The sequence below is a fragment of the Microbacterium sp. CFH 31415 genome (genome assembly GCF_022538185.1).
GTDB lineage: Bacteria > Actinomycetota > Actinomycetes > Actinomycetales > Microbacteriaceae > Microbacterium.
In genome coordinates, this window is the sequence record NZ_JAKYXC010000006.1 from 42,693 (window position 1) to 62,392 (window position 19,700).

At 70.5% G+C, this 19,700-nt stretch carries 16 protein-coding genes; 6 read left to right on the plus strand and 10 right to left on the minus strand.

The features are described 5' to 3' along the window. Positions 1 to 332: 332 nt before the first annotated feature. The 7 genes from MK786_RS08250 to MK786_RS08280 all read right to left on the minus strand — a co-directional run bounded on the left by MK786_RS08250 (position 333) and on the right by MK786_RS08280 (position 8,786). Positions 333 to 2,018, minus strand: a complete 1,686-nt coding sequence (locus MK786_RS08250; protein ID WP_241111750.1) for a GMC family oxidoreductase — start codon at positions 2,016 to 2,018, stop codon at positions 333 to 335. Then, the gene (locus MK786_RS08255; protein WP_241111751.1) at positions 2,015 to 3,811 is read right to left on the minus strand and encodes an aldehyde dehydrogenase family protein; all 1,797 of its coding nucleotides are present in this window, start codon (positions 3,809 to 3,811) and stop codon (positions 2,015 to 2,017) included. Before MK786_RS08255 ends, MK786_RS08250 begins: the two co-directional genes overlap by 4 nt. 58 nt (positions 3,812 to 3,869) lie before the next feature. Then, positions 3,870 to 5,294 (minus strand): MFS transporter, encoded by a 1,425-nt coding sequence (locus tag MK786_RS08260; protein WP_241111752.1) that lies wholly within the window; start codon positions 5,292 to 5,294, stop codon positions 3,870 to 3,872. Between the two features lie 74 nt (positions 5,295 to 5,368). Next, positions 5,369 to 6,634, minus strand: coding sequence for a kynureninase (locus MK786_RS08265; RefSeq protein ID WP_241111753.1), 1,266 nt, complete (start codon positions 6,632 to 6,634; stop codon positions 5,369 to 5,371). Continuing rightward, positions 6,621 to 7,598: an amidohydrolase family protein gene (locus MK786_RS08270; protein WP_241111754.1), complete on the minus strand. Its 978-nt coding sequence runs from the start codon at positions 7,596 to 7,598 to the stop codon at positions 6,621 to 6,623. The genes MK786_RS08265 and MK786_RS08270 overlap by 14 nt, the downstream gene beginning before the upstream one ends. Position 7,599: 1 nt before the next feature. Then, the gene (gene kynA / locus MK786_RS08275; RefSeq protein WP_241111755.1) at positions 7,600 to 8,460 is read right to left on the minus strand and encodes a tryptophan 2,3-dioxygenase; all 861 of its coding nucleotides are present in this window, start codon (positions 8,458 to 8,460) and stop codon (positions 7,600 to 7,602) included. A 65-nt stretch (positions 8,461 to 8,525) separates the two neighbouring features. Next, the gene (locus tag MK786_RS08280; protein ID WP_241111756.1) at positions 8,526 to 8,786 is read right to left on the minus strand and encodes a glutaredoxin family protein; all 261 of its coding nucleotides are present in this window, start codon (positions 8,784 to 8,786) and stop codon (positions 8,526 to 8,528) included. Between the two features lie 181 nt (positions 8,787 to 8,967). On the opposite strand from MK786_RS08280, the gene MK786_RS08285 reads away from it, so the two are divergent. Both MK786_RS08285 and MK786_RS08290 read left to right on the plus strand, forming a co-directional pair. Next, positions 8,968 to 10,110, plus strand: a complete 1,143-nt coding sequence (locus tag MK786_RS08285; RefSeq protein ID WP_241111959.1) for a glycosyltransferase family 2 protein — start codon at positions 8,968 to 8,970, stop codon at positions 10,108 to 10,110. Between the two features lie 6 nt (positions 10,111 to 10,116). Beyond that, positions 10,117 to 11,334: an acyltransferase gene (locus MK786_RS08290; RefSeq protein ID WP_241111757.1), complete on the plus strand. Its 1,218-nt coding sequence runs from the start codon at positions 10,117 to 10,119 to the stop codon at positions 11,332 to 11,334. Positions 11,335 to 11,342: 8 nt separating this feature from the next. Here the strand turns inward: MK786_RS08290 and MK786_RS08295 are convergent, their stop codons facing one another. Further along, entirely contained in the window at positions 11,343 to 12,554 is a 1,212-nt protein-coding gene (locus MK786_RS08295; protein ID WP_241111758.1) for a glycosyltransferase family 87 protein, read from the minus strand. Between the two features lie 207 nt (positions 12,555 to 12,761). On the opposite strand from MK786_RS08295, the gene MK786_RS08300 reads away from it, so the two are divergent. From MK786_RS08300 to MK786_RS08315, 4 genes are read left to right on the plus strand one after another with little or no spacing between them, the layout of a single operon-like run. Beyond that, entirely contained in the window at positions 12,762 to 13,874 is a 1,113-nt protein-coding gene (locus MK786_RS08300) for a glycosyltransferase (RefSeq protein ID WP_241111759.1), read from the plus strand. Further along, positions 13,867 to 14,748 carry a phosphatase PAP2 family protein gene (locus MK786_RS16435; protein ID WP_241111760.1) on the plus strand — a complete coding sequence of 294 codons (882 nt, stop codon included), beginning with the start codon at positions 13,867 to 13,869 and terminating at the stop codon, positions 14,746 to 14,748. Before MK786_RS08300 ends, MK786_RS16435 begins: the two co-directional genes overlap by 8 nt. Positions 14,749 to 14,793: 45 nt before the next feature. After that, positions 14,794 to 16,584 (plus strand): polysaccharide biosynthesis tyrosine autokinase, encoded by a 1,791-nt coding sequence (locus tag MK786_RS08310; protein WP_241111761.1) that lies wholly within the window; start codon positions 14,794 to 14,796, stop codon positions 16,582 to 16,584. Next, positions 16,584 to 17,183: a hypothetical protein gene (locus tag MK786_RS08315; RefSeq protein ID WP_277397416.1), complete on the plus strand. Its 600-nt coding sequence runs from the start codon at positions 16,584 to 16,586 to the stop codon at positions 17,181 to 17,183. Before MK786_RS08310 ends, MK786_RS08315 begins: the two co-directional genes overlap by 1 nt. Here the strand turns inward: MK786_RS08315 and MK786_RS08320 are convergent, their stop codons facing one another. Further along, positions 17,184 to 18,329 (minus strand): glycosyltransferase family 4 protein, encoded by a 1,146-nt coding sequence (locus MK786_RS08320; protein WP_241111763.1) that lies wholly within the window; start codon positions 18,327 to 18,329, stop codon positions 17,184 to 17,186. It lies immediately after the preceding gene. Next, positions 18,329 to 19,645: an O-antigen ligase family protein gene (locus tag MK786_RS08325; protein WP_241111764.1), complete on the minus strand. Its 1,317-nt coding sequence runs from the start codon at positions 19,643 to 19,645 to the stop codon at positions 18,329 to 18,331. The genes MK786_RS08320 and MK786_RS08325 overlap by 1 nt, the downstream gene beginning before the upstream one ends. Positions 19,646 to 19,700: the final 55 nt, after the last annotated feature.

Below are 19,700 nucleotides of genomic sequence, written 5' to 3' on the forward strand. Positions count from 1 at the left end.
GGGTGGCGAGGTGGCGGGGTGGCGAGGGTGGCGAGGTGGGCGAAGAGTGGCGAGGGTGGTGAGGAAGGACCGGCTGGTGAGTGCCGCTGTACCTTCTGCCGCGGCATCCGTCCCCCATTCCTTCGCCCAGAACAGGAGTTCTGGCGGCGACAGGACGGTGCAGCGGAGATCATCCTGTTCTCGCCAGATCTCCTGCTCCCGGTGAGAGCGGGAGGGCTGGCGAGGGTGGCAGGCCGAGGTGAACAGGCCGGCGAGGTCAGCGGCCCCGGAGGAGGTCAGCGGCGAGCGTCAGCGGCCCCGGAGGAGGTCAGCGGCGAGCGCCCGGGAGGAGGTCAGCAGCCCCGGAGGAGGTCAGCGGCGACCTCGCCGATCACGATCGCGGGGGCGTTCGTGTGGCCGCGGATGACGGTGGGCATGACGGATGCGTCGGCCACGCGCAGTCCCTCGACTCCGCGGACCCGCAGCTCCGGGTCGAGGACGGAGGCGGCATCCATCCCCATCCGCGCCGTCCCGACGGGGTGGTACAGCGTGTGGGAGTAGCGGCGCAGCGACAGCTCCGCCCGCTCGGCCGACGTCATGGACTCGCCGCCCTCGGGCTGGATCCAGCCGCCGGTGGTCACCGCGCGCAGCGCGTCGGTGCCGATGAGTCGCTCGCACTCCGACAGACCGGCGAGCATGGTCGCCTCGTCGATGCCGTCGGGGTCGGTGAGGTAGGCCGGATCGATGAGCGGCTTGGCCGTCGGATCGGCCGACGCGAGGCGGATCGTGCCGCGGCTCCGCGGCCGCAGCAGGATCGCGCCCACCGTGAGCCCCTCGCCGGGCGTGGGCACGAGGCCCTCGCCCACGTACGGCACCGGGGCGAAGATGATCTCGATGTCGGGGAGTGCGTCCGGCACGCCGGTGCGGTCGGCGACCTCCGTCCGCACGAAGCCGTGCGCCTCCGCGACGTTGGAGGTGAGCATCCCGCGTCGCGACGACACATAGCGCCCGAGCTCGGCGAGGCGCTCGGCGCCGAACAGCGTGCCGCCGCGCGCCTCGGGCGCGAGCCCGGCGACGAGGTGGTCCTGCAGGTTCGAGCCCACCCCCGGCGCATCGACGAGCACCGGGATGCCGTGCTCGGCCAGATGCTCCGCAGGCCCGATGCCGCTCAGCATCAGCAGCTGCGGGGTGTTGATCGCGCCCCCGGCCAGGGCGACCTCGCGCCGGGCTCGCACGTGGCGCGTGATGCCCTCGATGTCGACGTAGACGCCGGTCGCGACGAGCGCTCCCGTGGGGGCCGGTGCCTCGACCCCGGTGTCACCGACATGTGCGTGATCGGCGTCGTTCCGCCGTGCGAAGGTGACCCGGCGCACCAGGGCGTTCGTCACCACGCGCAGGTTGCGCCGCCGACGGGCGGGCCGCAGGTAGGCGTCGGCGGTCGACGCCCGGGTGCCGCGGCGCTGCGACACCATCGTCTGGCTGAAACCCTGCCCCTCCGGGAGGTTCGCGGGGGTGACGGGATGCCCCGCCTCGCGCGCCGCGTCGAGGAACGCCGCCGTGTGGGGGCGCGGATCCCGCTGGTGCTCGATCGACTGCGCACCGGTGCTCCCCTGGGTCTCATCGACCGGGTCCTGCGTGCGCTCGACGCGGCGGAAGTAGCGGACGAGTGAGTCCCACGACCAGGCGGGACCGGCCTGCTCGGCCCATTCGTCGTAGTCGGCCGCGAAGCCACGGACCCACATCATCGCGTTGAGCGACGACGATCCGCCGAGCGTCTTGCCGCGCGGCCAGTACACCGTGCGCCTCTCGAGCCGCTCCTGCGGGACGGTGTCGTAGTTCCAGTCGTACGGACCGCGGAAGAGCTTCGAGAACGCCGCCGGGACGTGGAGTTCGAGCGCCTTGTCGGGTCCGCCCGCTTCGAGCAGCAGCACCGAGACCGACGGGTCCTCGCTGAGCCGCGCGGCCAGAGCGGCGCCCGCCGAGCCGGCGCCCACGACGATGTAGTCGGCCGTCAGGCTGTGCCGGTCTCGCCGCGTCACGCCCGGAAGGCCTTGACGAGGGTGAGCGAGAGCTTCGCGTAGTCGCCGTCCATCCGGAACCGTGTGAAGCCCTCGCTCACGGCGGCGCCGGTACGCGATGTCACGAACCACGGCGGCTTCGGCAGCACCGAGAAGGCGCGACCGCGCGAGCGGCTCAGCGCCTTCGGCTGGAGCGACCGCGGGAACGGCCGGAACGGGCCGCGGGTCACTGCGCGCTCGATGCCGTCGAGCAGCAGCGCGTTGTGGACCACACCGATGCCGCTCTCGACGTTCTGCAGCGTCGCGCCGGGGAATCCGCCCCAGGGAAGGGTCGGGGTGAGGAAGCCGAAGGCTGTCCACGAGTTGATCGAGATCGTGCCGTAGCGCAGGTCGGCCATCGCGCGCTCGAACCCCTCGCCGAGCGCGGCCTGCGTCACGGGGTCGATGAGCACGTTCGCGCCGAGCGTTCCGGCGAGCTCGTCGTTGGCGTGCGCGACCGCCCGGTCGAGGAACTCCTGACCGTTTCCGGGAAGCGTCACGATGCCGAGCACCGGTGCGAAGTACTCGGTCGTCTCGACGGCGGTCGCGTCTTCGCGGGGACCGACCTCGACGATCGCGCGCGTGCCGTCGCCGCGCCAGGTGGCGGACGGATAGTCGGATGCCGCGGCCGCCAGCTTCTCATCGGATCGCGGGTACCAGACCGGTCGGGCGGGTGCGGCGTCGAACGCCGCGCGGAGCGCGTCGAGGAAGGCCTCGCGCTGGGGCCAGTCCGAGCTCAGGAGCACGAGCTGGCCGGCGATGCAGTTGTGCCCCGAGTTGTAGAGCCGCATGGTGGCGACGTGCTCGGCCTGGAACCGGAGGTCGGCGTCGCTCCACTCGCCGGGGACGATGATGATCGGCGAGACGCCGCCCAGCTCGGCCGTGATCGGCTTCTTGAGCTTGGGGCGTTCTTCGCGTCTGCGGCGGGCAGTGGCCGCCGCGCCAGCACCGGCGGAGGGGCCCCACACGATCGTGTCGAACGTCGGGGTGGCTCCGGTGATGTGCACGTGGGCGACGCCGCGGTGGTCGGCGAGGTATGCGCCGACGTCGCCGCCGCCGCGCACGATGCGCAGGAAGCCGGGCTCGATGAGCGGCGCGAGCGCGCGCTCGAACACCGGCACGACGGAGTCCTGGGTCGGGTTGACCTTGAGGATCGTGACGCGGTTGTGCGCCATCAGCTCGTAGATCACGTCGAGCACCGGGATGGACGTCACGTTGCCCGCGCCCAGCACGAGCCCGACCCCGCCGGGCTCGGTCGGTGTCAGCTGCGCCAGTCCGGCCGTGCGACGCGCCTGCGCCTCGGTGACGCCCGGTTCGAACCAGATCTCGCCGGTGTAGCCCGACAGCAGCATGCCGTCGACCGGGCTGAGCGGGAAGACGTGTGCGCGCAGCCGGCCGCCGGGCGCGGCATCCGTCCTCACCCCGCGAAGCGGGCTCTCGCCCTTGGCGAGCGCCGACAGCGTCGACCGGTACGCGTCGAGGGCCACCAGCGTGGCGTAGGGCCCGGAGAGCCATTCCTCGCCACGGAGCGGATGCCCCGGCTCGAGGCCCTTCGAGGTCGCGGCGACGTCGGCCCACTCCTCGGCGACCGTCGCCACCGAGTCGCGGACTCGGCCGAGCAGGCGGGCGCGCTGGTCGAGTGTGAGGTGACTCCACGTGCGGGCGCCGGTCTGCAGGTCGCCGATCGCGGCGTCCAGCGGGCCCGAGACATCCTCGGGGAGGGAGGGCGCCTTCGCGCGGGACGGGACGGTTGCTGCCGGGGCGGCCTTGGGCACGGGCGCTCTCCTTCGGGCGGGATGACTCAGTCTACGACGGCTCCGGTGAGACGGGATCTCACGACTGCTGTGACTCGATGTCGCTGCGACGGAGCGGGTAGCGGGCGAGGCTCCACAGGCTCAGCCCGATGAGGAGTGCGGGCGCGAGGCTGAAGCTGACGACGATTCCGGTCACCGCCGCGGCGGGCTGGGTGACCGTCTCGCCCGCCGTCGACGAGATGTACCCGGTGACCGCGAGGATGAGCGACAGCACCGTGGCGCCCAGCGCGAAGCCCACCGTCTCGCCTGCGGTCCAGACGCCGCTGAACGACCCCGCGCGCCCGGGCCCGGAGGTGCGTTCGTCGTGCGAGATGACGTCGGGCAGCATGGCCATCGGCAGCGACTGCATGCCCGCATAAGCGATTCCCGCGACGCCGACGGGCGCGTAGATCCACTCGCCCGGCGCCCACAGCACGCCGAGGATCGACAGTGCGGCGACGGCGAAGACGGTGCTCGCGATCGCGAACGCGCGCTCCTTGCCCATCCGGCGGGAGACGACGCCCCAGGCGGGAGCCGCGAACAGCGCGGGTGCGATGAGGGCGACGAACAGCAGCTCGACCGCGGCCTCCGACTCGAGCACCCACGTCGCGACGTACTGCGCGCCGGCGAGCATGAGCCCGGTCGCGAGCGCCTGCAGCACGAACGTCGCGAGCAGCGCTCGGAACGGCCCGCTGCGGCGCAGGGCACGGACGCCGTCGGCGTAGTGCTCTCGCAGGCTCGCCCGGGCGGCGGTGGCGAGCGTGCTCCCCGAGGCGACGGGCGCGGTCTCCGTCACGGGGCGGCGCGCGACCGTCGTGGCGACCAGCATCCCGAGCCCGATGACGACGCCGGCGACGACCCCCATCACGAGGTAGCCGATGACGGGGTCGTCGGCCACGCGGCGCAGTGCCGGACCGCCGGCGCCGAACAGCAGGATCGCGAGCGTCAGCACGACCACGCGCCACGTCAGCAGCCGCGTGCGCTCGTCGTAGCGCGGCGTGAGCTCGGCGGGGAGCGCGATGTAGGGCACCTGGAAGAGGCTGAAGGCAGTCGCCGTCAGGGTGAAGGCGAAGAAGACCCAGATCGCCGCGACCACAGGGCCGAGGGCGGGCGGGACGGCGAACGTGAGGGCGAAGAGCACCGGGATCGTGCCCGCGCCGAGCAGCATCAGCCGGCGGCGCGTGCCGTGGCGGGCGAGGTCGCGATCGGTGAGAGTGCCGATGACCGGGTCGATCACGACGTCCCACACCTTGGCGAGCGTGATGACGAGGCCCGCAGCGAGCGCGGCGACGCCGAGCGAGTCGGTGAGGTAGTACGTCAGCACGAGGCCGGGCAGGGTCGCGAACCCGCCGGTGCCGAGCGAGCCGGTGGCGTACCGGGCGATGGTTCCGTTCGAGAGGCGGGCGCGTGCGGTGGCGGAATCGGATGCCGCGGCCGCGCCGCCGCCGGCGGCGTCGGTGCTCATCGCGCCAGTGTAGGGGCGGAGGCAGGCGCGGAGCTGCGGCTGTGGACAGCCGCTGCATCGGGCTTCGGAAGCCCTCAGCCCAGCGCGGTCAGGGCGTCGCGCACGGCGCGCAGCCCGGCGAGCGTCTCGGCGAAGCTCGTCGACAGCGGCGAGAGCCCGATCCGCAGCCCGTCGGGGTCGCGGTAGTCGGGGATGACGTCCTGGGTCCACAGCCGCGCGGTCACCGCACGCATGGCGGGGTGCGACAACGTGATGTGCCCGCCTCGGAGCGCAGCATCCCGCGGAGAGGCGACGGTCACGCCGAGCGGCGCCAGCAGCGCGTCGGAGACCTTCACCGCGAAGTCGGTCAGCGCGATGGACTTCGCTCGCACGGCGTCGATCCCCGCCTCTTCGATCAGCCCGAGGGTGTCCTGCATCGCGATCATCCCGACGATCGGCGGGGTGCCTGACAGGAACCGCCGCATGCCCTCGGCCGGACGGTAGTCGGGGCCCATCGCGAACACGTCGGCCGTGCCCATCCAGCCCTGGATCGGCTGCGCCAGTGCATCCTGGTGCCGCGCGGCGACGTAGGCGAAGGCGGGCGAGCCCGGACCGCCGTTGAGGTACTTGTACGTGCAGCCGACGGCCAGGTCGAAGCCCCAGGCGTCCGCGTGCACGGGCACCGATCCTGCGGAGTGGCAGAGGTCCCACACCACGAGCGCGCCGGCGTCGTGGACGATGCGGGTGAAGGCCGCGGCATCCGCCAGATATCCCGACCGGTAGGCGACATGGCTGAGCAGCACGACCGCCGTCGAGGGCCCAACCGCCGCGCGGAGAGCCTCTCCCGTCACACCGGTCGAGAGGTCGACGTCGATCCACCGCACGCGCCCGCCGCGCTCCCGCACGATGCCGTCGACGAGGTAGCGGTCGGTCGGGAAGTTGTCGCGGTCGACGACGATCTCGACCCGGGCGGGATCCGCCGCGTGCTGAGCATCGAACGCCGCGCGCACGAGCTTGTAGAGCAGGACGGTCGTCGAGTCGCCGACGACGGTCTGCCCCGGCGCCGCGCCGATCACCGCGCGCCCGATCGTGTCTCCGATCCGGAACGGCAGCTCCATCCACGATTCGTCCCAGCCGCGGATGAGCCGCCCGCCCCACTCGTCGCGGGCGAAGGCGGCCAGTCGCTCGACGCTCGCACGCGGCGGCCGGCCGAGCGAGTTGCCGTCGAAGTACACGAGCGACGACTCGGCACCGACGAACGCATCGCGGTGGTGCCGCAGCGGGTCGGCGGTGTCGAGAGCGGATGCCTCGACCTCGAGGTCCGCGACCGTCGCGGCGGGGGTCGGGTCAGTGGTCGTCATGGATGAGCTCCTCGGACGGGACGACGGCCGCGCGACCCAGCCACGCGGCGACCTCGTCGAGCGTGGTGGGCGGCGGGCCGGGAACGAAGGTCGAGACGCCGGCGGGCGCCGTCGCCGGCCACGGGTCGCACAGGGCGGCGACGAGCCGGTCGCCGCGCACACCGGCGCGGTCGAGCGCGCGCAGCTCGTCGACCAGCACGCCGACCCGGCGGTCGCCGTTGCCGAGGTCGGTGCCGTAGAGCACCGTGCCGCCGGCGGCGACGAAGGCCTCGAGGTTGGCGAGGGCGCTCGCCTCGGCACCGGGGTCTCCCGCGTGGATGTCGAGCGACGAGATCCACGTCTGCCCCGCGGCGACGGCGCGCCCGATCACGTCGTCGTCGAGCGCCTCGGTGAAGGGCGTGTGCGCGAGGGCGTCGACGCCGGCGTCGAGCGCGAGCAGCGTCATCCCGCTCCCCTCCACGTGAGCGACGACGGGCAGGCCGTGCCCGCGTGCAGCGGCGACGATCGCCTCGAGCGTCGTCGCGTCGAAGACCGGCCCCGCCGCGGAGTTGAGGGCGACCTTGATGAGGGATGCCCCGAACGACGCCTGCTCGTCGACGGCCGTCGCAGCGCCGCCTGCCACGCCGGGATGCGCCGACGGGCCGGTGACCGTCCGCACGATCGCGTCGGGTGCCCACCCGCGTCCGGTCGGGTAGCCGCCGGGCGCGGTGAGGAACGCCCCGGCGTACGCGACCCGCGGCATTCCCGCGCCGGCGCGGCGGGCGAAGCCGATGGGGTCGCCGCCGAGGTCGACGACGCCGGCGATTCCACCGGCGGGGAGGGCGTGCTCATCGATGAGATGCACGTGGACGTGGTGGTCGATCAGGGGCGGCAGCGAGACGCCGGGCTCGCCCGTGATGGCCCGGCGGCACGGTACGGCCGCAGGACCGAGGAGCTCTCGCAGCGCGAACGGGTCGACGTGCACGTCAGCGGCCGATCTCAGTGCGCACCGCGAAGAGCTCGGGGAAGAAGGTCAGCTGCAGAGCCCGCTGCAGGAACGGCACGCCGCTCGACCCGCCGGTGCCGGTCTTGAAGCCGATGATCCGCTCGACGGTCTTCAGATGGCGGAACCGCCAGAGCTGGAAGTTGTCCTCCAGATCGACGAGTTCTTCGCACGTCTCGTACGCCGCCCAGTGCTGCTGCGGGTCGGCGTAGATGTCGGCAAACATCGGGACGAGCTCGGGCGCGAAGGTCCACGCCTGCGTGACGTCGCGACCGAGCACCTCGGCGGGGATCGGGTAGCCCGACCGCGCGAGCATCCCGAGGAATTCGTCATAGAGGCTCGGCGCGAGCAGCGCGCGCTCGACGAGTTCGTGGGCGGCGGGGTCGGCGTCGAACACGCGCAGCATGGCGGCGTTCTTGTTGCCGAGGGTGAACTCGACCGCACGGTACTGCGCCGACTGGAACCCCGAGGCGTTGCCGAGCACGCCGCGGAACTGCGCGTACTCGGCGGGGGTCAGCGTCGCGAGGACCGACCACTGCTCGGTCAGCGTCTTCTGGATGTGCTTCACACGGGCGATGCACTTGAGCGCCGGTGCGAGGTTGTCCTCGCGCAGCAGACGGCAGGCGGCGCCGAGTTCGTGGAGCACCAGCTTGAGCCACAGCTCTGTGGTCTGGTGCTGGATGATGAACAGCAGCTCATCATGGTGCTCGGGATCGCTCAGCGGCCGCTGGGCCGCCAGCAGCGTGCCGAGATCGAGGTAGCCCCCGTAGCTCATGCGATCGGCGAAGTCAGTGACGACCGTGCCCTCGATCGCCCGGGTATTGCGTTCGACGCCTTCGCTCACCCGCTCAGCCTAACGAGGCAGAACGGTCCTTCGTCAGGGCTGTGAGCGGCGCGAACGGCGCGGCGTCAGATGAGCTCGAGCTCGCGGAGCTTGGCCTCGACGTCGTCGTTCGACGGCTCGACGTGGTGCGAGGCATCCGGGTACACCACGACCGGGATGTTCGTGCGACCCGAGATCTCGCGCGCGACGTCGGCGGCAGCGGGGTCGGCGACGAGGTCCACGTACGTGTACTGGATCCCCAGCGAGTCGAGCTGGCGCTTGGTGCGGACGCAGTCGCGGCACCAGTCGGCGCCGAACATCGTGATGGTGGAGGGGGCAGACGTCATGACGTCTATTCTCCCGTATCGATCCTGGGCGAGGGCCGGCTGCCGGGCTGGGAGGTCGCGCTCGCACTCAGGATTTGCTTCGCGCAGACCAAGGTTCCGAGTACAGTTCCCGCGGTGCGGGGGGTTATGTCACCATGGTCCCCTGGGGTTGCAGGACATCAAGGGGAGAACGGGGACTCTCATCGACGTCTCGATCATCGTGCCGACGTACAACGAGGCTCCGAACGTCGCGGAGCTCGTTCGCCGTGTCTCCGCTGCGGTCCAGGGTCGTGAGGCCGAGATCATCTTCGTCGACGACAGCACCGACGACACTCCCGACGTGGTCCGGGCGGTTGCGGCATCCGCTTCCCTGCCGGTGCGCCTGATCCACCGCGATGAGAAGGTGGGCGGCCTCGGCGGCGCCGTGGTCGAGGGGTTCCGCGCCGCGCAGTCCGACACGTGCCTGGTGATGGACGGCGACCTTCAGCATCCTCCCGAGAAGATCCCCGAGCTGCTCGATCGTGCCGCGCGCGGCGACGTCGATGTGGTCGTCGCGTCGCGCTACGCCGGGGGCGGCACCTCGACCGGTCTCGCAGACCGCACCCGCGTGCTGGTCTCGAAGGCGTCGACCGCCGTCACCAAGGCGATGTTCCCCGTCAAGCTGCGCGACGTCACCGATCCGATGACCGGCTTCTTCGTCGTCGACCGTCGCGCGATCGAACTCGAGACCCTCCGGCCGCGGGGGTTCAAGATCCTGCTCGAAATCCTCGCGCGCAAGAGCTTCCGCATCGCCGAGGTCGACTTCGACTTCGCCGACCGGCACGCCGGCGAGTCGAAGGCATCGTTCCTGCAGGGCTTGCACTTCATCACGCAGCTCGCCGCCCTCCGATTCGGCAAGATGTCGCTGTTCGCCGTCGTGGGAGGCCTGGGCGCCGTCGTCAACCTGCTGATCGTGTGGGCGCTCACGAGCATGGGCGTCAACTACGTCATCGCCGCCGTGATCGGCGCCGAGGTGACCATCATCGGCAACTTCCTGCTGATCGAGCGGTTCGTCTTCCACGACATGCGCCACGCGGCCTCGAGCGTATGGTGGCGGTTCGCGAAGTCGTTCGGGTTCAACAACGCCGAGGCACTCATCCGCATCCCCATCATGGCGCTCATGGTCGAGACGTGGCACATCTCCAGCGTCATCGCGACGGGGATCACCCTGGTCGTGGCGTTCTTCGTCCGCTTCGTCTTCCACTCCCTGGTCGTCTACGCGCCCAAGAAGGGCGCCAAGCCCTCCGCTGCACGCGCGGTACTGGAGGAGATCGACGAGCAGGCGATGCAGCCGGGCGAGATATAGCCGGCGATGACCGAGACACGGACGGCGCAGGCGCTCCCGGCCCCCGCCGAGCCCACGGGCGGGATCCGGCCCGAGATCCAGGCGCTCCGCGCCGTCGCGGTCATCCTGGTGCTGCTCTTCCACCTGTGGGAGACGAGGGTGCCGAGCGGCTACATCGGCGTCGACGTCTTCTTCGTGATCTCGGGGTTCCTCATCACGGCGCAACTCCTGCGCGAGATCGAGCGCACCGGCTCGATCCGGCTCCTCGACTTCTGGGCGCGTCGCATTCGACGTCTGCTGCCGGCGGCGTTCGTCGTGATCCTGGTGACGATGGTCGCCCTGATGGTCGTCGTCCCCCGCACGGAGTGGGGACCCAGTCTCATCGAGTCCGCGGCCAGCGCCCTGTACGTCGAGAACTGGGCTTCGCTCGCGCGGCACCTCGGCTTCCTGCCGTGGGTGGACTACCCGCTGCCGGTCGAGCACTTCTGGACTCTCTCGGTCGAGGAGCAGTTCTACCTGCTGTGGCCGCTCCTGCTCCTTCTGGGGGTCGCCGTCGCGGCCGGGCGCCGCATGAGCGCCCGCGCGCGCGTGCAGATCATCGTGGCGCTCATCATCGTCGCGATGCTGCTGTCGTTCGCGTACTCGCTCTGGCTTTCGGCGCAGCATCCGCTCCACGCCGCCCGCAGCACGCCCTCCGTCGTGTGGGAGTTCGCCGCGGGCGGTCTGCTGGCACTTGCACCGCGCCTGTCGCAGCTGTCGCTGTCGGAGCGGGCTAAGACCGCGGTGCACTGCGTCGCCTCGTGGTCGGGTCTCATCCTCATCGTCGGCTCTGCCCTCACCCCCGAGCTGTTCCTCCACCCCGCGCCGGGCGCGGTGCTGCCCGTCCTCGGGGCGGTGCTCGTCATCTGGGGCGAGAGCAACCGCAGCTGGCTGAGCCCGACCCGCTACGGATCGCTCGCACCGGTGCAGTTCGTCGGCGACGTGTCATACGGCATCTACCTCTGGCATCAGCCCATCTACGTGCTCGTGCTGCTGAGCACCGGCGAGAACGTCCGCTCGGTGGGCGCACTCGCGGTGGTCGCGGCTTCGATACTGCTCGGGTGGCTGTCGAAGCGGTTCATCGAGGACCCGTTCCGCACGTCGAAGTTCTGGAAGCCGTTGCCGCGCACGTACGGCTTCGCCGCGGGAGGGATGCTTGTCATCTCGGCGATCGCCGGGGTCGGCATCCTTCTCTCTGCCTCATAGACGTGCCGTCACTCGGCGAGCACCCGCTCCTCCGACTGCCGCGCGAGCGGCTCCCGCTCGCGACCGGCGTCGGCCCGTGCCGCGAGGGTGACCGACACGCCCAGGGCAAGGAGCGATGAGAACACCACCGCGATGTACTGCGGGGTGCTCTCGCCGAACTGGTTGTCGAGCGGAGGGAGCCGGAAGACGATCACCCACCACACCGCCAGCACGCCGACGGCGATGAGCGACTCGAGGCGCCGCGTGCCCTTCATGGCGTGCGCGATCCACACCCAGAGCAGCGGAAGCGCGAGCACGAAGTACCAGAGGTGGCAGACGGGGATCAGCAGCACCACCGCAAGGGCGATGTTGAACATCGACAGGGCGTCGTCTCCGGGCCGGCGGAGGGCGACCACGATCAGCGCGATGACGGCAGCCGCCAGAAGCCACGACACGGCCGTCGCCACCACCGGGGCGACGAAGAGGGGCGCGAGCGCCGCCGACTGTGTGAACAGATGCCTTCCGGCGCCCCACACGGAGTAGGCCACGAGATCCTGCTCACTGAGGACGAGGGTGCGGTCGATCCACTCGCCGAAGATGCCCGGGCCGTGCACGATGAGCGCGATCAGGAGGAACGCGACGCCTGTTCCGAGGGTGGCGCCGATCAGCCGCGCCCGGTGCTGCACACCGCGACGGAACATCCACAGGCCGAGGCCGACCGGCCAGCTCTTGATGATCGCACCGAAGGCGAGCGAGACACCGCTGGCGATCTGACGGTTGCGTGAGGCGAAGAAGACCGCGAGCGAGGCGACCAGCGGCAGGAACGTGTCGGTCTGCCCGAGCCAGAGGTCCAGCGAGAGCAACGCGCTGTACAGCGCGCTGACGATCGCGATGCCGGCGAGCACGGGCCGCTGCCACCACGACAGCACACGCCAGAACGTCGCGGTGATCGCCGCGACGGCTCCCCACAGAGACAGGATGGATGCCGCGGTCCACGGCCCGACGGCGGCGTCGAAGTCCTCGAAGGGCAGCAGGACCCACGCCACCAGTGGCGGGTACACATACCCGAACTCGGTGTACGGGCTGCGGCCTTCGCGGATGTGCTCGGCCGCTGCGACGAAGGTGCGCAGATCGGTGCCGATGTCGCTTCCGACGGCATCCTGGAAGCGCTGCACGCTGATGTAGGCGCCGATCAGGACCACGGCGATCCACATCACGACGGACAGGACGGTCTTCGTCATCGATGACATCGGCGGCTCCCCAAAGCCGTTGGCGTCTGGGCCGGTCCGGCAAGGGTCGTGCCCAGTCCGGTCGACGAACCGGTGGCCAGATACTAGCCGACGCGGTGCGTCCCGCGCTCCAGGCCGATATCCTTGCCACGACCGGACGTGGGGCGCCGGTCGCCGGGGCATCATCCCTCGGTCGATCCCGGCGTGAAGGGGTAGCACGTGACCGTCGCTCTCGCGCACGACTATGTGACGCAGCGCGGGGGTGCCGAGCGCGTAGCGCTCGCGATGGCCAGGGCATTCCCGGGATCGCCGCTGCATACGGCGCTCTACGACCCCGCCGGCACCTTTCCGGAGTTCGAGCGCGTCGACGTGCGCACGATGCCGATCAATCGGTGGGGCATCCTGCGCCGCCACCACCGGCTGGCGCTCCCCTTCCTCGCGAGGGCGGTGTCGGGCTACCCCGTCGACGCCGACGTGCTGCTGGCGAGCTCGAGTGGCTGGGCGCACGGCATCCCGGTCACGGGTCGCAAGGTCGTCTACTGCCACGCTCCTGCCCGCTGGCTGTACCAGTCGGAACGGTACGCGGGCGAAGGCGACGGCGGCGCCCGCGCTCGCGCGGTCCGCTCCGCGATCAGCGTTCTGGGGCCCGGATTGCGGGAGTGGGATGCCGCCGCCGCGAAGAGCGCCGACCGCTACCTGGTGAACTCGACCGTCGTGCAGCGTGCGGTCCGCAATGCGTACGGTATCGAGGCGGAGGTCCTCGCGCCGCCGCCGGGACGCATCCTCGGCTCAGCCGCCACCGAGCCGGTGGCCGGGGTGTCGCAGCCGTTCGTCCTGTGCGTCGCACGCCTGCTGCCGTACAAGAACGTCGATCGCGTGATCGAGGCGGTGGGATCGGTCGGTGGCCTGGAGCTCGTGGTCGTCGGCGACGGCCCCGAGCGAGGGCGGCTGAGCGAGCTCGCCCGGCGGGTCGGCGGCGCACATCTGGTGGGTCGGGTGTCCGACGCGCAGCTGCAGTGGCTCTATGGCCACGCAATGGGGCTGGTGGCGGCATCCTACGAAGACTTCGGCCTCTCGCCCCTTGAAGCGGGCTCTGCCGGCAAACCCACCGCGGCGCTCCGCGACGGCGGGTACCTCGACACGGTGGTCGAAGGTCGCAACGGCGTTTTCTTCGACACCGCGGATGCCTCTTCCATCGCCGCCGCGATCGAGGAGATGCTCCGGCGGGACTGGTCGCCCGACGCGATCCGCGCGCACGTCGAGGGGTTCTCAGAGGAACGGTTCGCCGATCGCCTGCGCGCCGTCGTCGCGGAAGAGGCCGCGCGTGTCTGAACCGACGCGGGAAGAGCCGATGCGCGAGGACCGGGGGCACCGGACCCGGAACCTGTGGCTGGTGAGCCTCGCCTACGGTGGCGCCTTCCTGCTCCTCTACTTCACTGCGGTGCTGACCGCCTTCGGGCAGCTCGTCGATGCCGGTTCGCTCAGTCTGTTCGGCTGGATGCGGAGCGAGGCGTGGCTGGCGTTCTACGACGGACGCGACATCGTGATGTACTGCGTCGTCGGAGCCGCGGTCGTCGCCGCACTCTCCGACGTGCTCGAGCATCGTTGGAAGGCGCCGCTGTACTCGGCCGCCCTCGTCGGGGTGGTCGCCGTGATCTCGCTCCTCATGAAGGAGTTCGCACCGCGTCCCGATCTGGGCGACTGGGCGTACGCCCACAACACCTTTCCGAGTGGTCACACCGCGATCACTCTGGCCGCTGCCGTGGCGATCATCTGGTGCTACCCGCGCTGGATGTCGCCGGTGCTCGTTCTCGTGCTCGGCGGGGTGGTCGCCTTCGTCGCGCTGGGGTCGCTCTTCTCGATGGCCCACCGCGCCAGCGACAGCATCGGAGGCGCCCTTCTGGCGGGAGCCGTCTCGTGCGCGCTGGCAGCGCTTTCACGGGCGACGCAGCCCGTATCCTCACGCCTGCGCAGGGGATCGGTGATCGCAGGCGGGGTGATGGTGGGCGTCGGCCTGCTGTACCTGGCCGGTGCGCTCGGCTTCTTCGGGGGCGGCGATCACGCCCTGACGCTCACGATGGCAATCCTGCTGTGTACGCTGGGTGTCATCGTCTCGGTCCTCGCCATCCATCGGCCCTTCCTCGTTCAGGCCCGGACGAGGGCTCGACCTGGAGGGGACCGGGCTCCGCGAACGCCTGTAACCTAGACGACTGCCGCTGCTCGCGGCACCATGCCCGTGGGGAGAGTGGACTTGACGCTCCGACAGATTCTCGATGTGCTCTGGAAGCGCAAATGGATCATCGGCGCGGTCATGCTGGCCGCACTTGTGACGGCAGCTGTCTACCTCCAGGTGCGCACGGAGACCTTCGTCAGCACCGGCGTCATCCGGCTCAACGACGTGATCTCACAGGGGGCCGTCACCGGTGAGGTCGGCGGCGTCTCCGTCGACGTGAGCCCCGAGGCGGTGACGGGGCCGACCGTCCTCGAGGCGGCGGCCGCGCAGCTCGGAGAAGACCCCGCCGCACTCGCTGGTGCCGTCCGCGCGAACGTCGACGACTCGACGTCTCTCGCACGCATCCACATCAGCGCGATGGGCACCACCCCCGAACAGGCGCAGGCGCGAGCCGACGCGGTTCTGACGGCGTACGTCGCCCACGTCGACGAGCAGCTCAACCTGGCGCTGACGACCCTGCAGCAGCGGCAAGCCGAGGCCATCCAGAACGCGCGGGATCTGCAGCGCGAGGTCGCCGAGAACCCCGGCGACTCGATCGCGGCGACCAACCTCGCGACCGCACTCTCTCAGATGACGTCCGTCAACCTCGCCATCGAAGACGTCAACGACGCCGGTGCGGCGACAGCCATCGTGACGCCTCCGTCAGCAGGGGGTTCGACCGTGCCGTCGGTGCTGATCGTCCTGCTGCTCGCGCTGGCCACGGGTCTGATCGTCGGAATCGCGGCCGCACTCATCCGGGATCAGTTCGACAACCGCCTGCGTGGTGAGGACGAGATCGAGGCCATCTCCGGCGCCCGGTCGCTCGGCGAACTGAGCTGGGACCGCGGGGTCGCCGGGATGGATCCGCCTCTCCCCGTCGCGCACAACGAGCGCACCGACCTGAGCGAGCGGCTCCGCACGCTCCGCTCCACGCTGCAGGTCTTCCTTCCCCGACGGGAGGCCGTCGCTGTCGTCACGAGCGTCGAGCCCGGAGACGGCAAATCTTTCGTCTCGGCCAACCTCGCGATGGCCTGGGCTCGCGCGGGAAAGACCGTCATCCTCGTCGGTGGCGACCTGCGACGTCCCGATCTCGGGCGCTACTTCGGCGACGCGGCCGACGGAGACGGCCTCGCCGACATCCTGAGCGATCACGAGGTCGGAGAGACGCTGTCGCGCGGCGATGTCGAGTCTCGCCTGAACACCACGCGCTACCGCCGTCTGCGCATCCTCCCTGCCGGTGCCGAGCCGCCCGACCCCGCCGACCTGCTCGCCCGTCCGGTCCTCGGCGAATTGGTGGCGCACCTGCGCACGCTCGCGGACGTGGTGATCATCGACTCCCCTCCCGCGATCGGGATGGCCGATGCGGCACTACTCACACTCCAGTCCGACGGCGCGGTCGTCATCTCCTCCGTTCGCAAGACCGACCGCGTGCTGCTGTCCGATACTGTGGCCGCCCTGCGCGCCGCCGGCGCTGACGTGATCGGCGTCGTGGCGAACCGCAGCCGACGCAAACTGCCGAAGACCTACTCGTCGTACTACGTGTCGCAGCGGGCCGGGGATTCTGCGCCGCGGGCAGCCGCTCCGGTCATCGCAGACGACGTGACCCCCGGCGACGTCGAAGACCTGCGCAAGATCCTCAAGACCGGATCCACGGATGACCTCCGCTCGCGCAACCGGAACGGCACGCAGAAGTCGGGGACGACCGAGAACGAGCTCACGTCCGGCCCGGGCATCGCTGCGGACCTCGATGTCGATACCGACCTCGATGTCGATACCGACCTCGATGTCGACTCCTCCCAGGCGGAGAAAAGGACGTCCAGCGACCTGTGATGGCGCGTTCCCGCAGCCTCTCCCTGCCCGTCCGGTCACCAGACCGCGAGCACGGCGTCACACACGTGCTCTTCGTCTGCCAGGCGAACCGCTGCCGTTCGCCCTACGCTGCCGAGATCATGCGCCTTCTCGCAGATGATTCCCTCGACATCCACTCGGGGGGCCTCATGGCCGGGGGGCACCCGATGCCGCCCGCAGGGGTACAGACCGGCGCCCACCTCGGAATCGACTTCTCGTCGCATCGCAGCCGCGAGCTCGACCGGGGTGATCTCGGCGGATTCGACGTCATCCTCACCATGGCACGGGCACAGTCCCGCGAGCTCGCCGCCGACGACCCGCACGTGATCCACCGCATCTTCACCGTCAAGCAGTTCGCTCGATGGCTCACCGATCACCCGATCCCCGCCGGCATGGCCCTCGGCAAGTGGCTCGACGAGGCAGCGCACGATCGGTCGCGAGACGACTTCCTCGGCGATGACGAGAGCGACGATGTCGCCGACCCGATCGCGTCACCGCCCAGCGCCTGGGTCGCGATGGTCCGTGAGCTCACAGCGGTGCTCTCGACGATCGTCGTGGCGCTCGGAGCGGCGCGCGACTGATCACGCGAGTTGGTCGAGCGCCGCCCGCAGCTGTGCCCACGAGTGAGACCAGGAACGATCCTCTGCACGGCGACGGGCGGCGACTCCGATAGTGCGCCGCTTCCCCTCGTCGTCGAGGAGGGAGCGCAGCGCGTCGGCGAGGGCAGACTCGTCCCCAGGGCCGACAAGAACCCCGGCATCGCCGATCACGCTCGGGATACCGCCGGCGTCGCTGGCGACCACAGGAAGTCCGGTGGCCATCGCCTCGCCGACCGTGAGCCCGCTCGGCTCGGGCCAGCGGGAAGGTGCGACGAAGATGTCGGCCGACTGCAGCAGAGCCGGGAGCGCCTCGCGATCGACGAATGGGCGGAAGTCGACCCCGCCCGGCACCTGGGCGGCGAGTGCGCGAAGCTCCTGCTCGTAGCCGGACAGTTCGGCTGCGGGGTCGAACCCCTGGCTCCCGACGATCACGATCTCGAGGTCGTCGCGCTCCAGCATCCCCCCGGCGCGCAGCAGGACGTCGGGTCCTTTGTCGGCGACGACGCGTCCCACGAACATGACTCGCGTCCTCGCCGGCGCGGCGTCAGCGTCTCGCGGTCGGAACGCCTCGGTGTCGACGCCGTTCTCGACGACCCTGATCCGTCGCGCGAGCGACGGCGACACCCGTGCGGCGATGCGCTCGGCGAGGTCGTCGCTCACCGCGATCACGGCGGCCGCGGGCTGAAGGGCGCGGTCGGCCTCTGCCCGCGACATTCCTCGCGGCAGCTCGTTGTGGGCGTAGTAGACGGGGGTGTGCGCGGTGCGGGCGAGCATCGCCGGCAGGATCGGCGCGTTGTGGGCGACGACGACGCTCGCGGGCTGCCCCTCAAGCGCCGTGACCATCGGCTGGTACGAGCGTCGGGCGCGAACCCGCGGAAGGCCGACCTTCGAGAGTCCGAGGTCGACGGCTCGTTCCCAGCGACCAGGGAAGCCCGCCCCGACGTACTCGATCGCGTCGGCGCTCGAGTATCGCGGACGATAGGTCGACTCGTCGAGCAGGACGCGGTGCGTGTAGCGATCGTCGGATGCCGCGGCCTGGGCGAGCCCGTGCACGACCGTGGGGATCGCCGAGCCGGTCCTGGGTGAGAAGTGGTCGCCGGGGGTCAGCGCATGGACGACACCCCGCATCAGATGCGAACCCCCCGCGTGCGCCGCCAGAGCGTCTGCACGGGGTGGGGGATCCGCTCGATCCCGTCGGCTCTGTCGCGTTCCTGGACGCCGTAGCAGATGCCGGCGATGATCCAGAGGATGGAGGCGTGGCCGGCGACCCAGTAGAGGTCGAACTGGCTCTGGGCCAGCTTGGCGGCGACGACCGCGAGGCCGAGCGTGCCATACACCGGGTTCATCCGCGCGAGCGCCCAGAGCGCGCCGGCGAACATACCGAGGAAGCCGATGAGTCCCAGCACGCCTACGGTCGTCAGCACCTCCAGCTCGGCGTTCGGAGGCTGGAATCCGCCGAACCCGGTGTGCCACGTCGTCCACCATCGGTGGCCGACACCGAAGATCGGCGACTGCAGCCACACGATGATCGATTCGCCGTACCAGGTGATCCGCTGGGCGGCCGAACTGAAGTCATTGTCGGACGCGAGCTGGGAGGCGACTTCTTGGTAGACGAACCATCCGGTGGGGATGAGGATCAGCCACATCCACCTCGAGCGCTTCCCGTTGTGGAATCGCGGCCGGAGGCCGACGACGAAGATTCCGATCAGCCCCCCGACGATCGCCTGGCGCGACTGGGCGGCGGCCATGCCGACACCGCAGATCACGAAGGCCCCCCACGCCATCCACCCCGGCCAGCCCAGCCACGGGGGGTTGGCGAAGGCGATGACGAGACCGACCATCAAGAATGCGCCGATCGCATTCTTGTGCCACACGCCCAGGTAGACGGGCTGGAGTCCGTTGCCCAGCGCCATGACCCCGGCCGTCGCGCCCATGGCGACGCAGATCGCGACGAAGATTCCCAGTGCGAGACGGGCATGGCCCTCTCGGCCGATCACGAACCCGACGACCATCGCGCCGAGAACCAATACCAGTTCGTGGGCCCACTCGATGTAGTTCTCGGCGTAGCGGTTGAGGATGAGCTGAGGGGCGGTCAGTGCGACGTAGAAAGCCCCGGACCACAGCAGCGGCTGCATGGTGTGGAGACCGCGGCCGCGCACCAGCACCAGCGAGACCAGCACGGCTATGCCCAGGAGGAGGTCAGATCCGCTCATCGGGCCGATCCGCTGCACCGCGAAGACGGCCGGAACGGCGAGCACCGGCACGAGCGAGAGGTCGATCGCGGCGACAGCGATGAGCAGAACACCCAGCGCGAGGTAGATCGCGTAGTCGGGCAGGCGCGCGCTCGCCAAGCCCATGGAGGCACCGAGGACGAGCAGCACGAGGATCCCCAGGATCGTCGTGCCCACTCCCCGGATCGTCGTGCCTGTGGGCTGGAAGGTCACAGGGCAATGGTAGGGCTCGATCGCGGTGTACCGCTCGGCGAGCCTCTCCCTTAGG